Raw genomic sequence first — 15,384 nt, 5'->3', positions numbered from 1 at the left:
ATGACCACACCTGCCCAGCTGGCCGAGCAGTTGTCGACCACCACCCTGCTGCGGTTCGCCACCGCGGGGTCCGTCGACGACGGCAAGTCCACCCTCGTGGGACGGCTGCTGCACGACTCCAAGTCGGTTCTCACCGACCAGCTGGAGGCGGTCGAGGACGCGTCCCGCAAGCGCGGCCAGGAGGCGCCGGACCTGGCGCTGCTGACCGACGGCCTGCGGGCCGAGCGTGAGCAGGGCATCACCATCGATGTCGCCTATCGCTACTTCGCCACCCCCCGGCGCCGGTTCATCCTCGCCGACACCCCGGGCCATGTGCAGTACACCCGCAACATGGTGACGGGCGCCTCCACGGCCGAGCTGGCCGTGGTCCTGGTCGACGCCCGCAACGGCGTCGTGGAGCAGACCCGACGGCACGCGGCCGTCGCGGCGCTGCTGCGCGTCCCGCACGTGGTGCTGGCCGTGAACAAGATGGACCTGGTGGACTACGCGGAGCCGGTGTTCGCCGCCATAGCCGAGGAGTTCACCGCCTACGCGGCGTCCCTCGGGGTTCCTGAGATCACGGCGATCCCGATCTCGGCCCTGGCCGGCGACAACGTCGTGGAACCCTCGGCGAACATGGACTGGTACGGCGGCCCGACCGTCCTGGAACACCTGGAGACGGTCCCGGTCAGCCATGACCTCACCGCCTGCCACGCCCGCTTCCCGGTCCAGTACGTGATCCGGCCGCAGACCGCCGAGCACCCGGACTACCGCGGATACGCCGGACAGATCGCCGCCGGTGTGTTCCGGGTCGGCGAGCCCGTCACCGTGCTGCCCTCCGGCCGTACGTCGACGATCGCCGGGATCGACCTGCTCGGCGACAGCGTGGACATCGCCTGGGCCCCCCAGTCGGTCACCCTGCGCCTGGCCGACGACATCGACGTCTCGCGCGGCGACCTGATCGCCCCGGCGAACGACTCCCCCGCCGTCACCCAGGACGTCGAGGCGACCGTCTGCCACGTCGCGGACCAGCCGCTCACCGTGGGCCAGCGGGTGCTGCTCAAGCACACCACCCGCACGGTCAAGGCCATCGTCAAGGACATCCCCTCCCGGCTGACCCTCGACGACCTCTCCCAGCACCCGGCCCCCGGACAGCTCGTCGCCAACGACATCGGCCGCGTCGTCGTCCGCACCGCCGAGCCCCTGGCGCTCGACGCGTACGCCGACTCGCGCCGCACCGGCTCCTTCCTGCTCATCGACCCGGCGGACGGCACCACGCTGACCGCCGGCATGGCGGGCGCCTCCTTCGCCGCCGTGGCGCAGGCGGAAGCCCCGGCGGACGACGACGCGGAGTGGGACTTCTGATGAGTGACGTCTTCTCGACCTTCGCGAAGGAGGGCGGCCGGGTCGGCAGCGGCGCCCTCGGCAGCGGCCAGGGCGGGGTTGCGCGATGTGCGCGTTGACGTACGCGCACTGCCTGCGCGCCCGGCAGCACCAACCGCACCGCCCGTTCAGACGAAGACCTGCCGACTTCCCGGCCGCGCCCCCGTACTTCCGAGGGGCGTGAGCTCCGGGCCTCCGAGAGGAAGACCTCCCGTGCCTGCCCACCGCCCCACGCTCCGCCGCAGCATCGCCGCTGCCGCCGCTCTGCCGCTGCTCGCCGTGGTGCTCACCGCCTGCGGATACGGCTCCGAGGCGAAGGACGACGACGCCGAGAAGGCGAACGTCTCCGCCGACGGAAAGAAGCTCTCCGCCGACACCGTGCGGATCGGGTACTTCCCGAACCTCACGCACGCCACCGCGCTCGTGGGCGACCAGGAGGGTCTGTTCCAGAAGGAGCTCGGCGGCACCCGGCTCAAGACCTCGACGTTCAACGCCGGACCGTCCGAGATCGAGGCGCTGAACGCCGACTCGATCGACATCGGCTTCATCGGCCCCTCGCCGTCCATCAACGGCTACACCAAGTCCCACGGCAAGAACCTGCGGATCATCGGCGGCGCCGCCTCCGGCGGCGTGAAGCTGGTCGTCAACCCGGACAAGGTCAAGACCCTCGACGACCTCAAGGGCAAGAAGATCGCGACCCCGCAGCTCGGCAACACCCAGGACGTGGCCTTCCTCAACTGGATCTCCGAGAAGGGCTGGAAGGTCGACGCCCAGAGCGGCAAGGGCGACGTCTCCGTCGTCCGCACGGACAACAAGGTGACTCCGGACGCGTACAAGTCCGGTTCCATCGACGGCGCCTGGGTCCCCGAGCCGACCGCGTCGAAGCTGGTCGCCGAGGGTGCCAAGGAGCTGCTGAACGAGTCGACGCTGTGGCCCGACGACAAGTTCGTGATCACGAACATCATCGTGTCGCAGAAGTTCCTCAAGGAGCACCCCGACGTCGTCGAGGCGGTGCTGCGCGGCTCGGTGAGCACGAACGCGTGGATCAACGCCAACCCCGACAAGGCGAAGGCGTCCGCGAACGCCGCACTGAAGAAGCTCACCGGCAAGGAACTGCCGGCCAAGATCATCGACCCGGCCTGGAAGTCGATCCAGATCACCGATGACCCGCTGGCCGCCACGCTCGACGCGCAGGCCGAGCACGCGGTGAAGGCCGGTCTGCTGGAGCAGCCCGACCTCAAGGGCATCTACGACCTGAAGCCGCTGAACAAGGTCCTCAAGGCCGCGGGCAAGCCCGAGGTCGCCGACGCCGGTCTCGGCGTCAAGTAACCCAGCCGCTCGAAGATCCCAGGAGGTGACGACCATGGCGAACACCCTCACCAAGGCCGAGGACCGTGTCGAGGTCGGGCACGCCGCTCGTCTGGCCCACGTCTCGAAGTCCTTCGCCGGACCCACGGGAACGCAGCTGGTCCTGGACGACATCACGCTCGATGTCGCTCCGGGCGAGTTCGTCACCCTCCTGGGAGCCTCCGGGTGCGGAAAGTCGACGCTGCTCAACCTGGTGGCCGGACTCGACCGCCCGACCGGGGGGACCATCGAGACCCCCGGCGGGCGGCCGGCCCTGATGTTCCAGGAGCACGCCCTCTTCCCGTGGCTGACCGCGGGCAAGAACATCGAACTGGCGCTGCGTCTGCGCGGCGTCCCGAAGTCGGAACGCCGCACGGAGGCGGAGCGGCTGCTGGAGCTGGTACGCCTGGGCGGGGCGTACGGCAAGCGGGTGCATGAGCTGTCGGGCGGGATGCGGCAGCGGGTCGCGATGGCCCGCGCGCTCGCCCAGGACAGTCAGCTGCTGCTGATGGACGAGCCGTTCGCCGCGCTCGACGCCATCACCCGCGACGTGCTGCACGACGAGCTGACCCGGATCTGGCGCGAGACGAACGTCTCCGTCCTGTTCGTCACACACAACGTGCGCGAGGCGGTCCGGCTCGCCGAACGCGTGGTGCTGCTCTCGTCCCGCCCCGGCCGGATCGCCCGTGAGTGGACGGTCGACATCGAGCAGCCGCGCCGCATCGAGGACACCGCGGTGGCGGAACTGTCCGTCGAGATCACCGAACAACTGCGTGGGGAGATCCGCCGTCATGGCCAGCACTGATATCAAGTCGGACGCACCGGGGTCCGGCGGGATCGGGCCCGGCGCGGGGAAGCGGGACGACCTGGCCGGCCTGGAGGCCGGGCTCGACGCGCTGGACGCCGTGCAGGTGCACCGCACGCCGGTACGCGAGGTGCTGCTCCGCAAGGTCCTGCCGCCCGTGCTGGCCGTGGCCCTGGTCGTGGTGCTGTGGCAGGTGCTCGTCTGGGCGAAGGTGACCGAGGACTACAAGCTGCCCGCGCCCGCCGCGGTCTGGGACAGCGCCGGCGACATGTGGCGGCAGGGGACCCTGCTGGACGTGGTGTGGACCAGCGTCTCGCGTGGTCTGCTCGGCTTCCTGCTCTCGGTCGCCATCGGTACGCCGCTCGGTCTGCTGGTGGCCCGGGTGAAGTTCGTCCGGGCCGCGATCGGCCCGATCCTGTCCGGGCTGCAGTCCCTGCCGTCCGTGGCCTGGGTGGCGCCGGCGGTGATCTGGCTCGGCCTGAACGACTCGATGATGTACGCGGTCATCCTGCTGGGCGCGGTGCCGTCGATCGCCAACGGGCTGGTGTCCGGTGTCGACCAGGTGCCGCCGCTGTTCCTCCGGGCGGGCCGGACCCTCGGCGCGACCGGTCTGCGGGGTACCTGGTTCATCGTCATGCCGGCCGCGCTGCCCGGATACCTGGCCGGTCTGAAGCAGGGCTGGGCGTTCTCCTGGCGCTCGCTGATGGCGGCCGAGATCATCGCCTCGTCGCCGGATCTCGGCCTGGGTCTCGGGCAGTTGCTGGAGAACGGCCGCAACAACGCGGACATGCCGGGGATCTTCCTGGCCATCCTCCTGATCCTGTTCGTCGGCATCGCGATCGATCTGCTCATCTTCAGTCCGCTGGAGCGGTGGGTGCTGCGCAGCCGCGGTCTCCTCGTCAAGAACTGAGCCTCTGATGACCTCTCCGGTCCTTCTCGTCATCGCCCACGGCAGCCGCGATCCGCGGCACGCGGCGACCGTGCACGCGCTCACCGCGCGGGTTCGGGCGCTGCGGCCCGGGCTGCGGGTGGAGACCGGTTTCCTGGACTTCAACGCACCGTCGGTGCCGCGGGTCCTGGAACGGCTGGACGCACAGGGCGCGGGTGAGGTGGTGGCGCTTCCGCTGCTGCTCACCCGCGCCTTCCACGCCAAGTCCGACATCCCGGCGGTCCTGCGCGAGGCCCGCGCCCGGCTGCCGCGGCTGCGGGTGCGGCAGGCCGAGGTGCTCGGTCCCTCGCCGCTGCTGAACTCCGCTCTCGAACGGCGGTTGTACGAGGCCGGGGTCCGCCCCGGCGACCGAAGCTCGACCGGGCTCGTCCTGGCCTCGGCGGGCTCCACGGACCCGGAGGCGATCGCAGTGATCGCTGAAATCGCGCGGGAGCTGCGGCACACCGGTTGGTGTTCCGTGCGGCCTGCGTTCGCCTCCGCATCTCATCCCCGTACCGAGGACGCGGTACGGGCCCTGCGGGCCGACGGGGTGCGCCGCGTGGCGGTCGCCCCGTACGTGATCGCCCCCGGCCGCCTCCCGGACCGCATCGCGGCGGGGGCGGCCGAGGCCGGGGCGGATGTGCTGGCCGGTGTGCTCGGCCCCTCGCCGGAACTGGCGCGCCTGCTGCTGGACCGGTACGACGAAGCTCGCGTCCGGGCCGCCCGGGGCGCACGGGCCAGCGCCTGAGGGGACACGACCCTCGCTCAGCCCAGGTCCAGGCCGCCCGTGCGGGTCCGCTTGAGCTCGAAGAAGTCCTCGTGGCCGGCGAGCACCCGGAAGCTGTCGAACAGCCGCGCCGCCTCCTCGCCGCGTGGCACCGCCCGCAGCACGGGGCCGAACCAGACGGTCCCGTCGACGTGGAGGGTGGGTGTGCCGACGTATCCGTCCGCCTCCGGGTCCCTGCCCGCGTCATGGCTGCGGCGCACCGCCTCGTCGTAGGCCGGGTCGTGTGCGGCCGCGGCCAGTTGGGCGGGCAGGCCGAGTTCGTCGAGGGCCTGGGCGATCACCTCGTCGAAGTCCTCGTTCTTCTGCTGGTGGATCCGCGTTCCGTAGGCCGTGTACAGCTCGCGCAGCACGCCCTCGCCGCGCAGTTCCGCCGCGGCGGCGGCGACGCGTACCGGGCCGATCGACTTGTCGACCAGCGTGCGGTACCAGTCGGGGAGGTCGTTGCCGGTGTTGTGCAGGTAGAGGCTCATCACATGGAAGCGGAGCTCGATGTCGCGCTGCTGTTCCACCTCCAGCATCCAGCGGGAGGTGATCCAGGCGAACGGGCAGGCCGGGTCGAAGTAGAAGTCGACGACGGCCCTGCCCGTGTCCGGGCTGCGGTGAGTGGTCATGGAGTGAGCCTAGCCAGCGGGTGGCTCACTCCCCCGGGCCATTCAGCACCCGTGGGACTGGGCCACTTCTATGCGGCGGTCCACTGCGGATCGCGGCCGCTCAGGGCGAGGGCGCGAGTGAAGTCGTCGGCCCCCGCGTCGACGGCGACCTCGTCGGCGAAGCCCTCGTACTGCCGGTAGAGCGCGGCCGTCTTTTGGACGATGCCCAGAACGTGGGCGGCCGCCTCGTCGGAGAGCCGGAAGTCCTGACCCGTGGCCCGGGCGACGTCCCAGCCGTGCAGGGCGGTCTCCTCGATGAGCATGGCGGCGGTGTCCGCGGCCGGCGTGGCGGCCTCCCCGGTGCCGATCGTGCCCTCCCAGACGGCGGGGTCCGACCAGGCGGCGACGGCGCGGTCCAGCTGGGCCGCGTACCGCTCGGCCCAGTCGGCGTCGGCCGTGAAGTCGCGGGCCGTGAGTTCCTCGGGGATCTCCGTGCGCAGGGCGCGGTGCTCCATGCCGTGCGAGGTGTAGAGCACCCAGTGGTTGACGAGCCCCCGGACGTCCCAGCCGGCGCAGGGAGTGACGGGGGAGTCGAGCTGATCGGGGCGGATGCCGCGGGCCACGCGGGCGGCTTCGGCGGCGCATTCGGTCATGTGTGCGTGGTCGGTCTTCATGCACGCCACCTTAGGAACGGCCACGGCTCCCCGTCTTGAAAAAAGGCGACAGGCACCGGCCCGGGGAGGCACCGCGCGCCCGGTCTACTGTTCCCTCATGACCGCATCACCTCCCTCCCCCGACGGCTCGTTCCTCCTCGGCGGCGAGCTGCCCGTACGCCGCCTCGGCTACGGCACCGCCCAGCTGACCGGCCCCGGGTACTGGGGCCCGCGCGGGGACCGCCGGGACGCTCTGGCGGTGCTCCGGTCGGCGGTCGAGCAGGGCGTGACCCTGATCGACACCGCCGACAACTACGGCCCGGGAGTGGCCGAGGAACTGGTGGCCGAAGCCCTGCACCCGTACCGCGACGACCTCGTCATCGCGACCAAGGGCGGTGTCGTACGCACCAGTGACAGCGCCTGGCACATCGCTGGGCGGCCCGAGGAGCTGCGGGCGATGTGCGAGGCCAGTCTGCGCCGGCTGCGGACCGACCGGATCGACCTGTACCAGCTGCACCGGCTGGACCCGCGGGTGCCGATGGCCGACCAGCTGGGCGCCCTGGAGGGCCTGCGGCAGGAAGGCAAGATCCGGCACATCGGACTGGACACCCTCACCGCCGACCAGCTGGAGCAGGCGCTCTCCCTAACCGGGATCGCCTCGGTGCAGAACCGCTTCAACCTGCTGGACCGCGCGTCGGAGGCGGTACTGAAGGTGTGCGAGGCCCATGGCCTGGCCTTCCTCCCCTGGTTCCCGCTGGCCGACGGCGCGCTCACCGGCGAGACGGGCACCACGCTCGACGACGTCGCGGACGGCCACGGCGCCACCCGCGGACAGGTCGCCCTCGCGTGGCTCCTGCACCGCTCCCCTGTGCTGTGCCCGACCCCGGGCACCGGTTCGGCCGCCCACCTCGCGGAGAACCTGGGGGCACGTGAGATCCGGCTGACGACCGAGGACATGAGCCGTCTGGAGGCGCTCGCACCCGCAAGAAGGAGTACCCGCACGTGACCAGGACCGCTGTTCCCGTCCAGTCAGGCCCGCCCGCCGGGGCACCGGTGATCCGGGCCGACGACGTCTGCCTCGTACGGGAGGGGAACGTCCTGCTCGACTCGGTCTCGCTGACCGTCCGGAGCGGGGAGCACTGGGCCCTGCTCGGCGCCAACGGCGCGGGCAAGAGCACCCTGCTGGGACTGCTGGGCGCGCTCACCCATCCCACCCGGGGCACGGTGGAGGTGCTGGGGCGCACCCTGGGCCGGGTCGACCTGCGGGAGCTGCGGACCCTGCTGGGTCATGTCGATCCGCGCCATCCGCTGCGCTCCCCGCTGACGGTGGGCCAGGTGGTGCTGACCGGCCTGACCAACTCCATCGAGCCGCTGCCGCGCTGGACGCCGGGGGCGGAGCAGCGGGAGCGGGCGGATCGGCTGCTGAAGATGATGGGCATGGGCGAGAAGACGGCGTCACGCTGGCCGGCCCTGTCGCAGGGTGAGCGCGGTCGTACGCTCATCGCCCGCGCGCTGATGCCCCGGCCCCGGCTGCTGCTGCTCGACGAGCCCGCCACCGGGCTGGACCTGGCGGCCCGGGAGCAGTTGCTCGACAGCCTGGACGCGTTGCGCGAAGAGCACCCGGAGCTGGCGACGGTGCTGGTCACACACCATCTGGAGGAGCTGCCGGCCTCGACGACGCATGCGATGCTGCTGCGCGGCGGGCGCTGCATGGCCCGGGGGCCTGCCGACTCCGTCCTGACCGGCGAGCTGGTCAGTGACTGCTTCGGCCATCCGGTACGGATCTCCCGCACGGAGGGACGGTGGACGGCGCGGGCCCGGCGGGCGGCCCGTCGCTGACGCCTCACCCCTCGGCGGCCACCGCGGTGACGAACGGGGTGGCCTGGTGGTAGTACAGCAGCCATCCCCTCTCGGTGAGCCGCCACAGCGAACTGCGGTGGGCGCGCACTCCCTTGGCCTCGGTGTCGAAGGTGACGTGGACGAGCTCGTCGGCGAGCTGGATGCCGCGCATCCGTGAGGCGGTGAGCTGCCCGGGCCGGGGGGCCTCGTCCGAGGTCAGCGAGGTGATGACCATCGCACGGTCCCAGCGGCGGCCCGTGGTGTCGACCTCGTGGAAGTCGGGGTGCAGGACCTGGACGAGGAGCTCGGTGGAGGCCCGGACCACCGGGTCGAGGAGGCGCAGTTCGCCCTCGACGGCCGCGGCCACGCCCGGGGTCCGCTCGCTCATGCGCCGCCTCCGGCCGTGGCGGGCCTCCGGTGGGGAGCCGCCGCGGAGGACGGCGCCGCGTACATCATCATGGGCACACCCTAAGGGCTGTCCCGCAATTCCTGGCGGGTCAGCGCGCGGCGTCGGATGCGGTGCATCGCAAGGCGGAGAGACGCCCGCATACTGGATGCATTCGGGCGTTTCGACAACGCGGCGAGGTGCCGTAGCTGTCGTCGCGCGCCCGGCAGGAATTGCGGGACGGCCCTGAGGGCGATCCTTCCGAGCCGGGCGGCCGCCGCGCCCCGTGGGGGAGGGCGCGGTGGCCGCCCGGCCGGGTGGCGCGCCGTGCTACTCGACGATCTTCAGCAGCCTGTTCGCCGTCCCTTCGGTGGCATTGCCGATGGCGTCCGGGGTGGCTCCCCCGGTCAGCGCCGTCGTGACCTGCGCCGGGGTGGCGTCCGGGTGCCCTGCCAGGTAGACGGCGGCGGCGCCGACGACGTGGGGGGTCGCCATGGACGTTCCGGAGATGGTGTTGGTCGCGTCGTCGCTGTCGTTCCACGACGAGGTGATGTCGGAGCCCGGGGCGTAGAGGTCCACGACGGAGCCGAAGTTGGAGAACGAGGACTGTTCGTCGTCCACCGTGGACGAGGCGACGGTGATCGCCTCAGGGACCCGGGAGGGGGAGCCCTCGCCCGCGTCGCCCGACTCGTTGCCCGCGGCGACCGCGAAGGTGACTCCGGAGGCGATGGCCTTCTTGACGGCCGCGTCGAGCGCCTCGTCGGCACCTCCGCCGAGGCTCATGTTGGCGACGGACGGGCCCTGGTGGTTCGCGGTGACCCAGTCGATTCCGGCGACGACCTGCTCGGTGGTGCCCGAGCCGGCGTCGTCGAGGACGCGGACGGCGACGATCTTGGCCTTCTTGGCGACGCCGTACGTCGCCCCGGCTATGGTGCCGGCCACGTGGGTGCCGTGGCCGTTGCCGTCGTCGGCGCTGTCGTCGTTGTCCACGGCGTCGAACCCTGAGCTCGCCCGGCCCTCGAACTCCTGGTGCGTGGTGCGGACTCCGGTGTCGATGACGTAGGCGGTGACGCCCTCGCCCGCGCTGTCCGGATAGGTGTACGCGTGGTCGCCCGCGGTCTCCGCCTGGTCGATGCGGTCCAGACCCCACGACGGCGGGTTGTCCTGGGTGGCGTCGACGTGGAACTTCTTGTTCTGGACGACCTTGGAGACGGCCGGGTCGGCGGCGAGGCGCCGGGCCTCGGTCTCCGAAAGGCCGCTCGCGGAGAAGCCGTTGAGGGCGGAGCTGTAGGAGCGCTTCAGCTTGCCGCCGTACTCCTCGGCGAGCTCGGCCTTGTCGGCCTTGTGGTCCAGCATCACGATGTAGCTGCCGGAGACGGCGGTTGCCGCGTCGGCGCCGTAGATCTTTCCCGTCGCGGGGGCGGGTGCCGCTCCGGCGAAGGGGCCGGTCATCAAGGTGACTCCGGCTGCGGCCGCCACCGCGGTGAGGGCGGCGGTCAGCCTGAACCGGCGCGCGCGCTTGTGAATTGCCATGAAGAGGGGTCTCCTCGTCATTCTTTGTGGGGGGATTGACCCTCGGCCGGAAGATCTCCGGGGGCTGGCTCGAAACCCTTACCGATTGACGCGCGCAGATCAAGACCTCCCCGGCGCCCACGGCCCGCCGGTCACGCTTTCGTCACAGGAACCGACCATCCACCCTCAAGTCCGCCACAACCGCCGCCCGTTACGGGCCGCCCGGCACCGGCCGCGACGGAGGGCGGACAGCACTCCGCCCCGTCCATGAGACTTCCTCACGGACGGGGCGGGCGCGCCGGGCGGACTCAGCGCCGGACGATACGCACTCCGGTCACACCCATCAGCCCGGCGAGGGGCACGTCGGAGGCCGTCTGCGCGGGGTCGACCGTCAGGCCGCCGTCCCGCACCATGCCGAGCAGCATCTCGGCGAGCGGCATCACCATGTGCCGCCCCCAGCAGCGCTCGGACTCGTGGCCGAAGGGCAGATAGCCGGGCTGGTCGTCGGGGTCGAGGCCGTCCCAGCGCTCGGGCCGGAACACATCGGGGTCCTCAAAGAGCGCGGGGTCGCGATGGCTCAGCAGCGGCAGGAGCAGGATGTCGTCCCGGGCGCCGATCCGGGGGTCGAGCGCGGGGTACTCCGGTGACGCCCTGCGCAGGATGTTCCAGGAGGGCGGCAGCAGGCGCATGGACTCGTACAGGATGTTCCGGTTCGAGGTGGAGTCATCGAACGGGGCCCCGAGCCAGAGCGCGTTGGCGACGAGCGTCGAGACGGTGAAGCAGACCGGGGCGGCGCCCCTGCGGTACAGGCCCATGGCGTAACGGCGGTTGCCGTAGCCCTTGGCCTCCGCGGTGAGACCGGCGATGGCGGAGACGGGGGCGCCCGGCCTGAGCCGCCCCGGCAGGGCCGCTCCCGCCACGATGACCGACCAGGTGAGTTTGGGCGTCAGCTCCAGGACCCGGTCCATGAGGACGCGAAGCCGGTAGGGATCGGCGCCGAGGATCAGATCCCGCAGATATACGTGGCCCACGTGCGGCCATTCGCCGCGGAGGTCGACGCCGACCGGAACGGGCTTCTTCAGGGCCGTCCGTACGTCGCGCCCGATGGCCTGCATGACGGTGGCGGCCTCGGCACGGGGAATGGACCGCCCGTGGAGGGGTTTGAACGTGGGACGTTCCTCCTCGGTGGCCGGCCGGGCGGCGAGGATGCGGTCGGTCAGGCCGGCCCCGGCGACGCCGACGGTGCCGGGGGCGAGCCGGAAGGCCTCCTCGCCCCGGTGGTCTCGCAGAAGCGCCTGGAGTCGCGGCGCGAAGACGACGTCCCGGGCGCGGCTGCCGGTACCGGATATGTGCATCGTGGTCTCCAAGAAGCGGGAGGCGTCCGTGCCCGACGGGCCGGGTGCGGCCACGCCGGGCACGGGCTCCGGCCGAGAGCGCGTGGCCCTCAGCCGGCTGGACTCATATGCCGGTTCGCCGGTTTAGTACCAGTGGTACCAGGCGTACGCCTTCAGGCTCTTCTCCGGCGTCATCTTTTCCTTCAGCTGAAAAAGGAACTTCATAACAGCACCTCCACCTTTTACTCTGAATTTACTTTCCAGGGCACGGCTCGGCCTCGCTTGCGATACGGAATTCCCGTCTCGGCAGGAATTCCGTGCCCTCGCCGACCGCCGACAGGAGTAGAGCGCAGAGCAATTGACGTTGTCAATGATCTCCCTAGCGTCAAAAGCACGCGCGCGTTCCGTTTAAACCGCTGCCCGGCGGGCCAAGGAGAAGCGGCCCTCCCGCCTCCGTCCATATCCGTCGCCGCACGTCCTGGCAAGAGTGTGAAGAGGCTAATTCATCTCTTCGATTGTCTGAATCGCCACCGTTCAGGAACACCTTGCCGTGACTCCGCGCCCCACCCCGAGGCCGGCTCGCCCACGCCTCGGCACAGAAAAGGAGACGTACCGGTCGGTAATGCGTGGCCGTTCCCGCCCGAAGTCATCGCTGATATCGGGCCAGGACCCGGTTCCCGTCCTCCACCAGACGTCGCCTCAGCTCGCCGGTGCCGATCGCCCCGCTGTAGTACTCCTGGAGCGCGGGTGTGGCGACCTTGTCCTTCCACTCGGGGTAGCCGCGCACGGACTGGGCCGGCGCGGAGCGGAGCGCGGTCGCGAGGGCGGCGCCGGTCGCCCAGCCCCTGTCGGCGGTGTGCAGCGAGGGGTCGGCCAGGGCGGCCGTGCCGGTGGGCAGCATCCAGTCCCCTTTGGCCAGGCGCACCATGTTGGCCGGCCGCAGCAGGAAGTCGATGAACTCCACGGCCTCCTTCTTGTGGGGGCTGTCCTCGGCGACGGACAGGGTCTGCGGGCTCACCCCCTGGGCCAGACCTCCGCTGCCGGCCGGGGCGGGCAGCACCGTCCACTCGAAGCCCTTCGGGGCCTGTTCCACCACCTGCTGGCGGTAGGAGAAGCCGAGCGGCACCATGGCGTACTTCCCGCCGAAGAGGCCCGGCAGCGTGTCGCCGCCGCCCATGCCGAGGGCGGTGCGGGCGGCGCTGTGATCGGTGTCGACCTGGTCGTGGATGGTGCGCGGCACCACCTGGTCGCTCTCGTCCATCCCGACGGTCACCTTGCCGTCGGCGCCTCGGTGGAACAGTCGTCCGCCCGCCGAGAGGCCGAGGTTGAGGGTGACGGAGACCGGCTCCTTCAGCGGCCACGCGATCCCGTAACGGCCCTTGCGCGTCAGTTTCTTGGTGACCTGCCGGAACTCCGGCCAGCTCCAGGGCTTCTCCGGGGTCGGGACGCGGACCCCGGATTCCTCGAGGATCTTGGTGTTGGCGATCAGGACCCGCGGCTCCTGGAGGAACGGCACCCCGTAGACCCCGTCGCCGAAGGTGGCGGTCTGCCAGCTCCGTGCGGGGATGTCGCCGGTCAGCCGGTCGGGGAGGAGCGTCCGGAGATCGGCGAGATAGCCGCCGTACGCGAAGTCCGCGAGGTCGTCGGAGGCGTCGTGGATGACGTCCGGGGCCTCGCCTCCCTCGAAGGAGGTGAGCAGCTGGTCATGGACGCTGTCCCAGCTGCCCTGGACGTACTCGACCTCGACGTCGGGGTGGCTCGCGTTCCACTCCTTCACCAGGCGCTTGTTGACGTCGACGGACTCCTTCTGCCAGGCCAGCGACTGGAAACGGATCCGGATCCTCCCGTCCGGCCGGCCGTCGCCGCCGCCACCGCACCCGGTGAGCAGCAGGGCGAGTGCGGTGGCCGCCGCCGCTGCCGTACGCATCACCGCGCGCATCAGCTCTTCACCGCCCCGGCGAGCATGCCGCCCGTGATCCGCCGCTGGATGACGGCGAAGAGGACGAGCGAGGGGAGCGTGGCCAGGAACGCGGCGGCGGCCAGGGGGCCGAGGTCGCTCGCGCCCTCCGCGCCGAGGAAGTGGGTCAGCACCACCGGCAGTGTCTGTTTCTCCGGTGTCTTGAGCAGGACGAGGGCGAAGAAGAACTCGTTCCAGGCGGTGATGAACGCGAAGAGCGCGGTCGCGACGATGCCGGGGGCCAGCAGTGGGGCGGTGACCGAGACCAGCGTCCGCAGCCGGCCGGCCCCGTCGACCGCCGCGGCCTCCTCCAGCTCGGACGGCACCGCCCGTACGTAGCCGACCAGCATCCACAGCGCGAAGGGCAGGGCCCACACCACGTACACCATGATCAGCCCCCACAGCGTGTTGATCAGACGGAGGTGCTTGAGGACCAGGAAGAGGGGGATGATCAGCAGGACGAAGGGGAACGCCTGGCTGACGACGACCCAGCCGGTGGCGGCCGTGGAGAGCCGGGTGCGGTGGCGGGCCATCACATAGGCCATCGGGGTGGCGATGACGACGGCGATGACCCCGGCGGCGAGTGCGGCGGTCAGCGAGTTGGCGGCGGCCCGGAGCAGCGGCTGCTCGTCGAAGGCCTGGCGGAAATTGTCCAGCGTCGGGTGCTCGGGGATCCAGGTCGGGTGCAGGGAGCCCAGTTCGGGCGCGGGCTTGAAGGCGGTGGAGATCAGCCACAGGAACGGGAAGGCCAGGAAGACCAGATAGCAGAGCAGCGCGGCGTACTGTCCGGCGCGCGCGGACCTGCTGGTGCGCAGACTCATCGGTCCTCGCCTCCCCTCAGCCGTCCGGCGAGGTACACGGCGAGGATCACGGAGATCACCGCGACCATCACACAGCCCATCGCGGCGGCGTAGCCGAACTGTCCGTACCGGAAAGCCTCTTCGTAGGCGAAGAGCATCGGCAGCCGGGTGCGGCCGCCGGGGCCCCCGCTGGTCAGCACGTAGACCAGGGCGAAGGCGTTGAAGTTCCAGATGAAGTTGAGGGCGGTGATGGAGAGGGCGACGGGTTTCAGCGCGGGCCAGGTGACGGTACGGAACCGGTGCCAGGCGCCCGCGCCGTCCAGCGCGGCGGCCTCGTGGAGTTCGTGCGGGGTGTTCTGCAGCCCGGCCAGCAGCGCCACCGTGGTCTGCGGCATCCCGGCCCAGATGCCCACGACGATCACCGCGGGCAGGGCGGTGGCGAGGCCGGTCAGCCAGTCGCGGCCGTCGCCGAGCCCCAGGTCGCGGATCGTCTCGTTGAGGATTCCGGCGTCGGGGTTGTAGACGAGGCGCCACATGGTGCCGACGACGACCTCGGGCATCGCCCACGGGATGATGGCCAGGGCGCGGGCCAGCCAGCGCATCCGGAGGTTCTCGTTGAGCAGCAGGGCGAGGCCCAGCGCGAGGACGAACTGCGGGGCGGTGACGCCGACCGCCCAGAGCAGGCCGATCCGGAAGGACTCCCAGAACAGTCCGTCGTGGAGCAGGTCCTGGAAGTTCAGTACGCCGATCCACTGCGTGGACCGGGTGCGGCCCGACTGGGCGTCCGTGAAGGCCAGCGAGACGCCGTAGAGGAGGGGTCCGACGCTGAGGACCAGGATGGGGATCAGGGCGGGGAGGACCAGGAACCAGGTACCGGCGTTCCGGCTCTTCCCCTCGGGCCGCGTGTCGCGCTCGGCGCCCGGCGGTCCATGCCGTCCGGACTGCACGGTTGCATTCGCCAATGTCATAAGGGTGACCCCCTTGCGTCATTCGACCGGCTTGATACCGTTCTGGCCGCTCAGGTGGCCTCCGCCATCGTGCTGACGGTCCGTCGGTTCGTCAAGGTGGCCTGCACGGATGCGAAA

The 15,384-nt window shown here is 71.0% G+C and carries 15 protein-coding genes; 7 read left to right on the top strand and 8 right to left on the bottom strand.

What is annotated here, in order from left to right; all coding sequences use genetic code 11:
* From E6R60_RS00545 to E6R60_RS00525, 5 genes are all read left to right on the top strand, one after another.
* A complete protein-coding gene (locus E6R60_RS00545; protein WP_136324336.1) occupies positions 1–1,344 on the top strand; it encodes a GTP-binding protein in 1,344 nt (447 codons plus the stop codon).
* A 231-nt stretch (positions 1,345–1,575) separates the two neighbouring features.
* Positions 1,576–2,691: an aliphatic sulfonate ABC transporter substrate-binding protein gene (locus tag E6R60_RS00540; protein ID WP_136324335.1), complete on the top strand. Its 1,116-nt coding sequence runs from the start codon at positions 1,576–1,578 to the stop codon at positions 2,689–2,691.
* 34 nt (positions 2,692–2,725) lie between these two features.
* Entirely contained in the window at positions 2,726–3,514 is a 789-nt protein-coding gene (locus E6R60_RS00535; RefSeq protein WP_136324334.1) for an ABC transporter ATP-binding protein, read from the top strand.
* A complete protein-coding gene (locus tag E6R60_RS00530; RefSeq protein WP_136324333.1) occupies positions 3,501–4,424 on the top strand; it encodes an ABC transporter permease in 924 nt (307 codons plus the stop codon). Before E6R60_RS00535 ends, E6R60_RS00530 begins: the two co-directional genes overlap by 14 nt.
* Before the next feature lie 7 nt (positions 4,425–4,431).
* Positions 4,432–5,190: a sirohydrochlorin chelatase gene (locus E6R60_RS00525; protein WP_136324332.1), complete on the top strand. Its 759-nt coding sequence runs from the start codon at positions 4,432–4,434 to the stop codon at positions 5,188–5,190.
* 17 nt (positions 5,191–5,207) lie between these two features.
* Here the strand turns inward: E6R60_RS00525 and E6R60_RS00520 are convergent, their stop codons facing one another.
* Both E6R60_RS00520 and E6R60_RS00515 read right to left on the bottom strand, forming a co-directional pair.
* Positions 5,208–5,840, bottom strand: a complete 633-nt coding sequence (locus E6R60_RS00520; RefSeq protein WP_136324331.1) for a DsbA family protein — start codon at positions 5,838–5,840, stop codon at positions 5,208–5,210.
* 68 nt (positions 5,841–5,908) lie between these two features.
* Positions 5,909–6,493 carry a TIGR03086 family metal-binding protein gene (locus E6R60_RS00515; RefSeq protein WP_136324330.1) on the bottom strand — a complete coding sequence of 195 codons (585 nt, stop codon included), beginning with the start codon at positions 6,491–6,493 and terminating at the stop codon, positions 5,909–5,911.
* Between the two features lie 97 nt (positions 6,494–6,590).
* On the opposite strand from E6R60_RS00515, the gene E6R60_RS00510 reads away from it, so the two are divergent.
* Both E6R60_RS00510 and E6R60_RS00505 read left to right on the top strand, forming a co-directional pair.
* A complete protein-coding gene (locus tag E6R60_RS00510; RefSeq protein ID WP_136324329.1) occupies positions 6,591–7,478 on the top strand; it encodes an aldo/keto reductase in 888 nt (295 codons plus the stop codon).
* Positions 7,475–8,311, top strand: a complete 837-nt coding sequence (locus E6R60_RS00505; protein WP_136324328.1) for an ATP-binding cassette domain-containing protein — start codon at positions 7,475–7,477, stop codon at positions 8,309–8,311. Before E6R60_RS00510 ends, E6R60_RS00505 begins: the two co-directional genes overlap by 4 nt.
* Before the next feature lie 4 nt (positions 8,312–8,315).
* Here the strand turns inward: E6R60_RS00505 and E6R60_RS00500 are convergent, their stop codons facing one another.
* The 6 genes from E6R60_RS00500 to E6R60_RS00475 form a co-directional block, all read right to left on the bottom strand.
* Complete coding sequence (locus E6R60_RS00500; protein ID WP_136324327.1) at positions 8,316–8,699, bottom strand: nuclear transport factor 2 family protein; 384 nt, start codon at positions 8,697–8,699, stop codon at positions 8,316–8,318.
* Positions 8,700–9,026: 327 nt separating this feature from the next.
* Complete coding sequence (locus tag E6R60_RS00495) at positions 9,027–10,229, bottom strand: S8 family peptidase (RefSeq protein WP_136324326.1); 1,203 nt, start codon at positions 10,227–10,229, stop codon at positions 9,027–9,029.
* 287 nt (positions 10,230–10,516) lie between these two features.
* Complete coding sequence (locus tag E6R60_RS00490; protein ID WP_136324325.1) at positions 10,517–11,563, bottom strand: cytochrome P450; 1,047 nt, start codon at positions 11,561–11,563, stop codon at positions 10,517–10,519.
* Positions 11,564–12,188: 625 nt separating this feature from the next.
* Positions 12,189–13,481, bottom strand: a complete 1,293-nt coding sequence (locus tag E6R60_RS00485; protein ID WP_136324324.1) for a sugar ABC transporter substrate-binding protein — start codon at positions 13,479–13,481, stop codon at positions 12,189–12,191.
* Complete coding sequence (locus E6R60_RS00480) at positions 13,481–14,320, bottom strand: carbohydrate ABC transporter permease (protein WP_136324323.1); 840 nt, start codon at positions 14,318–14,320, stop codon at positions 13,481–13,483. The genes E6R60_RS00485 and E6R60_RS00480 overlap by 1 nt, the downstream gene beginning before the upstream one ends.
* Positions 14,317–15,267, bottom strand: a complete 951-nt coding sequence (locus tag E6R60_RS00475) for a sugar ABC transporter permease (RefSeq protein ID WP_240802329.1) — start codon at positions 15,265–15,267, stop codon at positions 14,317–14,319. The genes E6R60_RS00480 and E6R60_RS00475 overlap by 4 nt, the downstream gene beginning before the upstream one ends.
* Positions 15,268–15,384: the final 117 nt, after the last annotated feature.

Source organism: Streptomyces sp. A0642, assembly GCF_004795105.1.
In the GTDB taxonomy this organism is placed as follows: Bacteria; Actinomycetota; Actinomycetes; order Streptomycetales; family Streptomycetaceae; genus Streptomyces.
Note: the sequence above shows the minus strand (reverse complement) of the source record. Positions and strands in the feature narration are given on the sequence as shown.

Coding starts and splice junctions, on each gene's coding strand:
- E6R60_RS00515 (WP_136324330.1), bottom strand. CDS start 6,493: ATGAAGACCGACCACGCACACATGACCGAATGCGCCGCCGAAGCCGCC.
- E6R60_RS00525 (WP_136324332.1), top strand. CDS start 4,432: ATGACCTCTCCGGTCCTTCTCGTCATCGCCCACGGCAGCCGCGATCCG.
- E6R60_RS00510 (WP_136324329.1), top strand. CDS start 6,591: ATGACCGCATCACCTCCCTCCCCCGACGGCTCGTTCCTCCTCGGCGGC.
- E6R60_RS00520 (WP_136324331.1), bottom strand. CDS start 5,840: ATGACCACTCACCGCAGCCCGGACACGGGCAGGGCCGTCGTCGACTTC.
- E6R60_RS00475 (WP_240802329.1), bottom strand. CDS start 15,267: ATGACATTGGCGAATGCAACCGTGCAGTCCGGACGGCATGGACCGCCG.
- E6R60_RS00535 (WP_136324334.1), top strand. CDS start 2,726: ATGGCGAACACCCTCACCAAGGCCGAGGACCGTGTCGAGGTCGGGCAC.
- E6R60_RS00490 (WP_136324325.1), bottom strand. CDS start 11,563: ATGCACATATCCGGTACCGGCAGCCGCGCCCGGGACGTCGTCTTCGCG.
- E6R60_RS00495 (WP_136324326.1), bottom strand. CDS start 10,229: ATGGCAATTCACAAGCGCGCGCGCCGGTTCAGGCTGACCGCCGCCCTC.
- E6R60_RS00485 (WP_136324324.1), bottom strand. CDS start 13,481: ATGCGCGCGGTGATGCGTACGGCAGCGGCGGCGGCCACCGCACTCGCC.
- E6R60_RS00530 (WP_136324333.1), top strand. CDS start 3,501: ATGGCCAGCACTGATATCAAGTCGGACGCACCGGGGTCCGGCGGGATC.
- E6R60_RS00480 (WP_136324323.1), bottom strand. CDS start 14,320: ATGAGTCTGCGCACCAGCAGGTCCGCGCGCGCCGGACAGTACGCCGCG.
- E6R60_RS00500 (WP_136324327.1), bottom strand. CDS start 8,699: ATGAGCGAGCGGACCCCGGGCGTGGCCGCGGCCGTCGAGGGCGAACTG.
- E6R60_RS00545 (WP_136324336.1), top strand. CDS start 1: ATGACCACACCTGCCCAGCTGGCCGAGCAGTTGTCGACCACCACCCTG.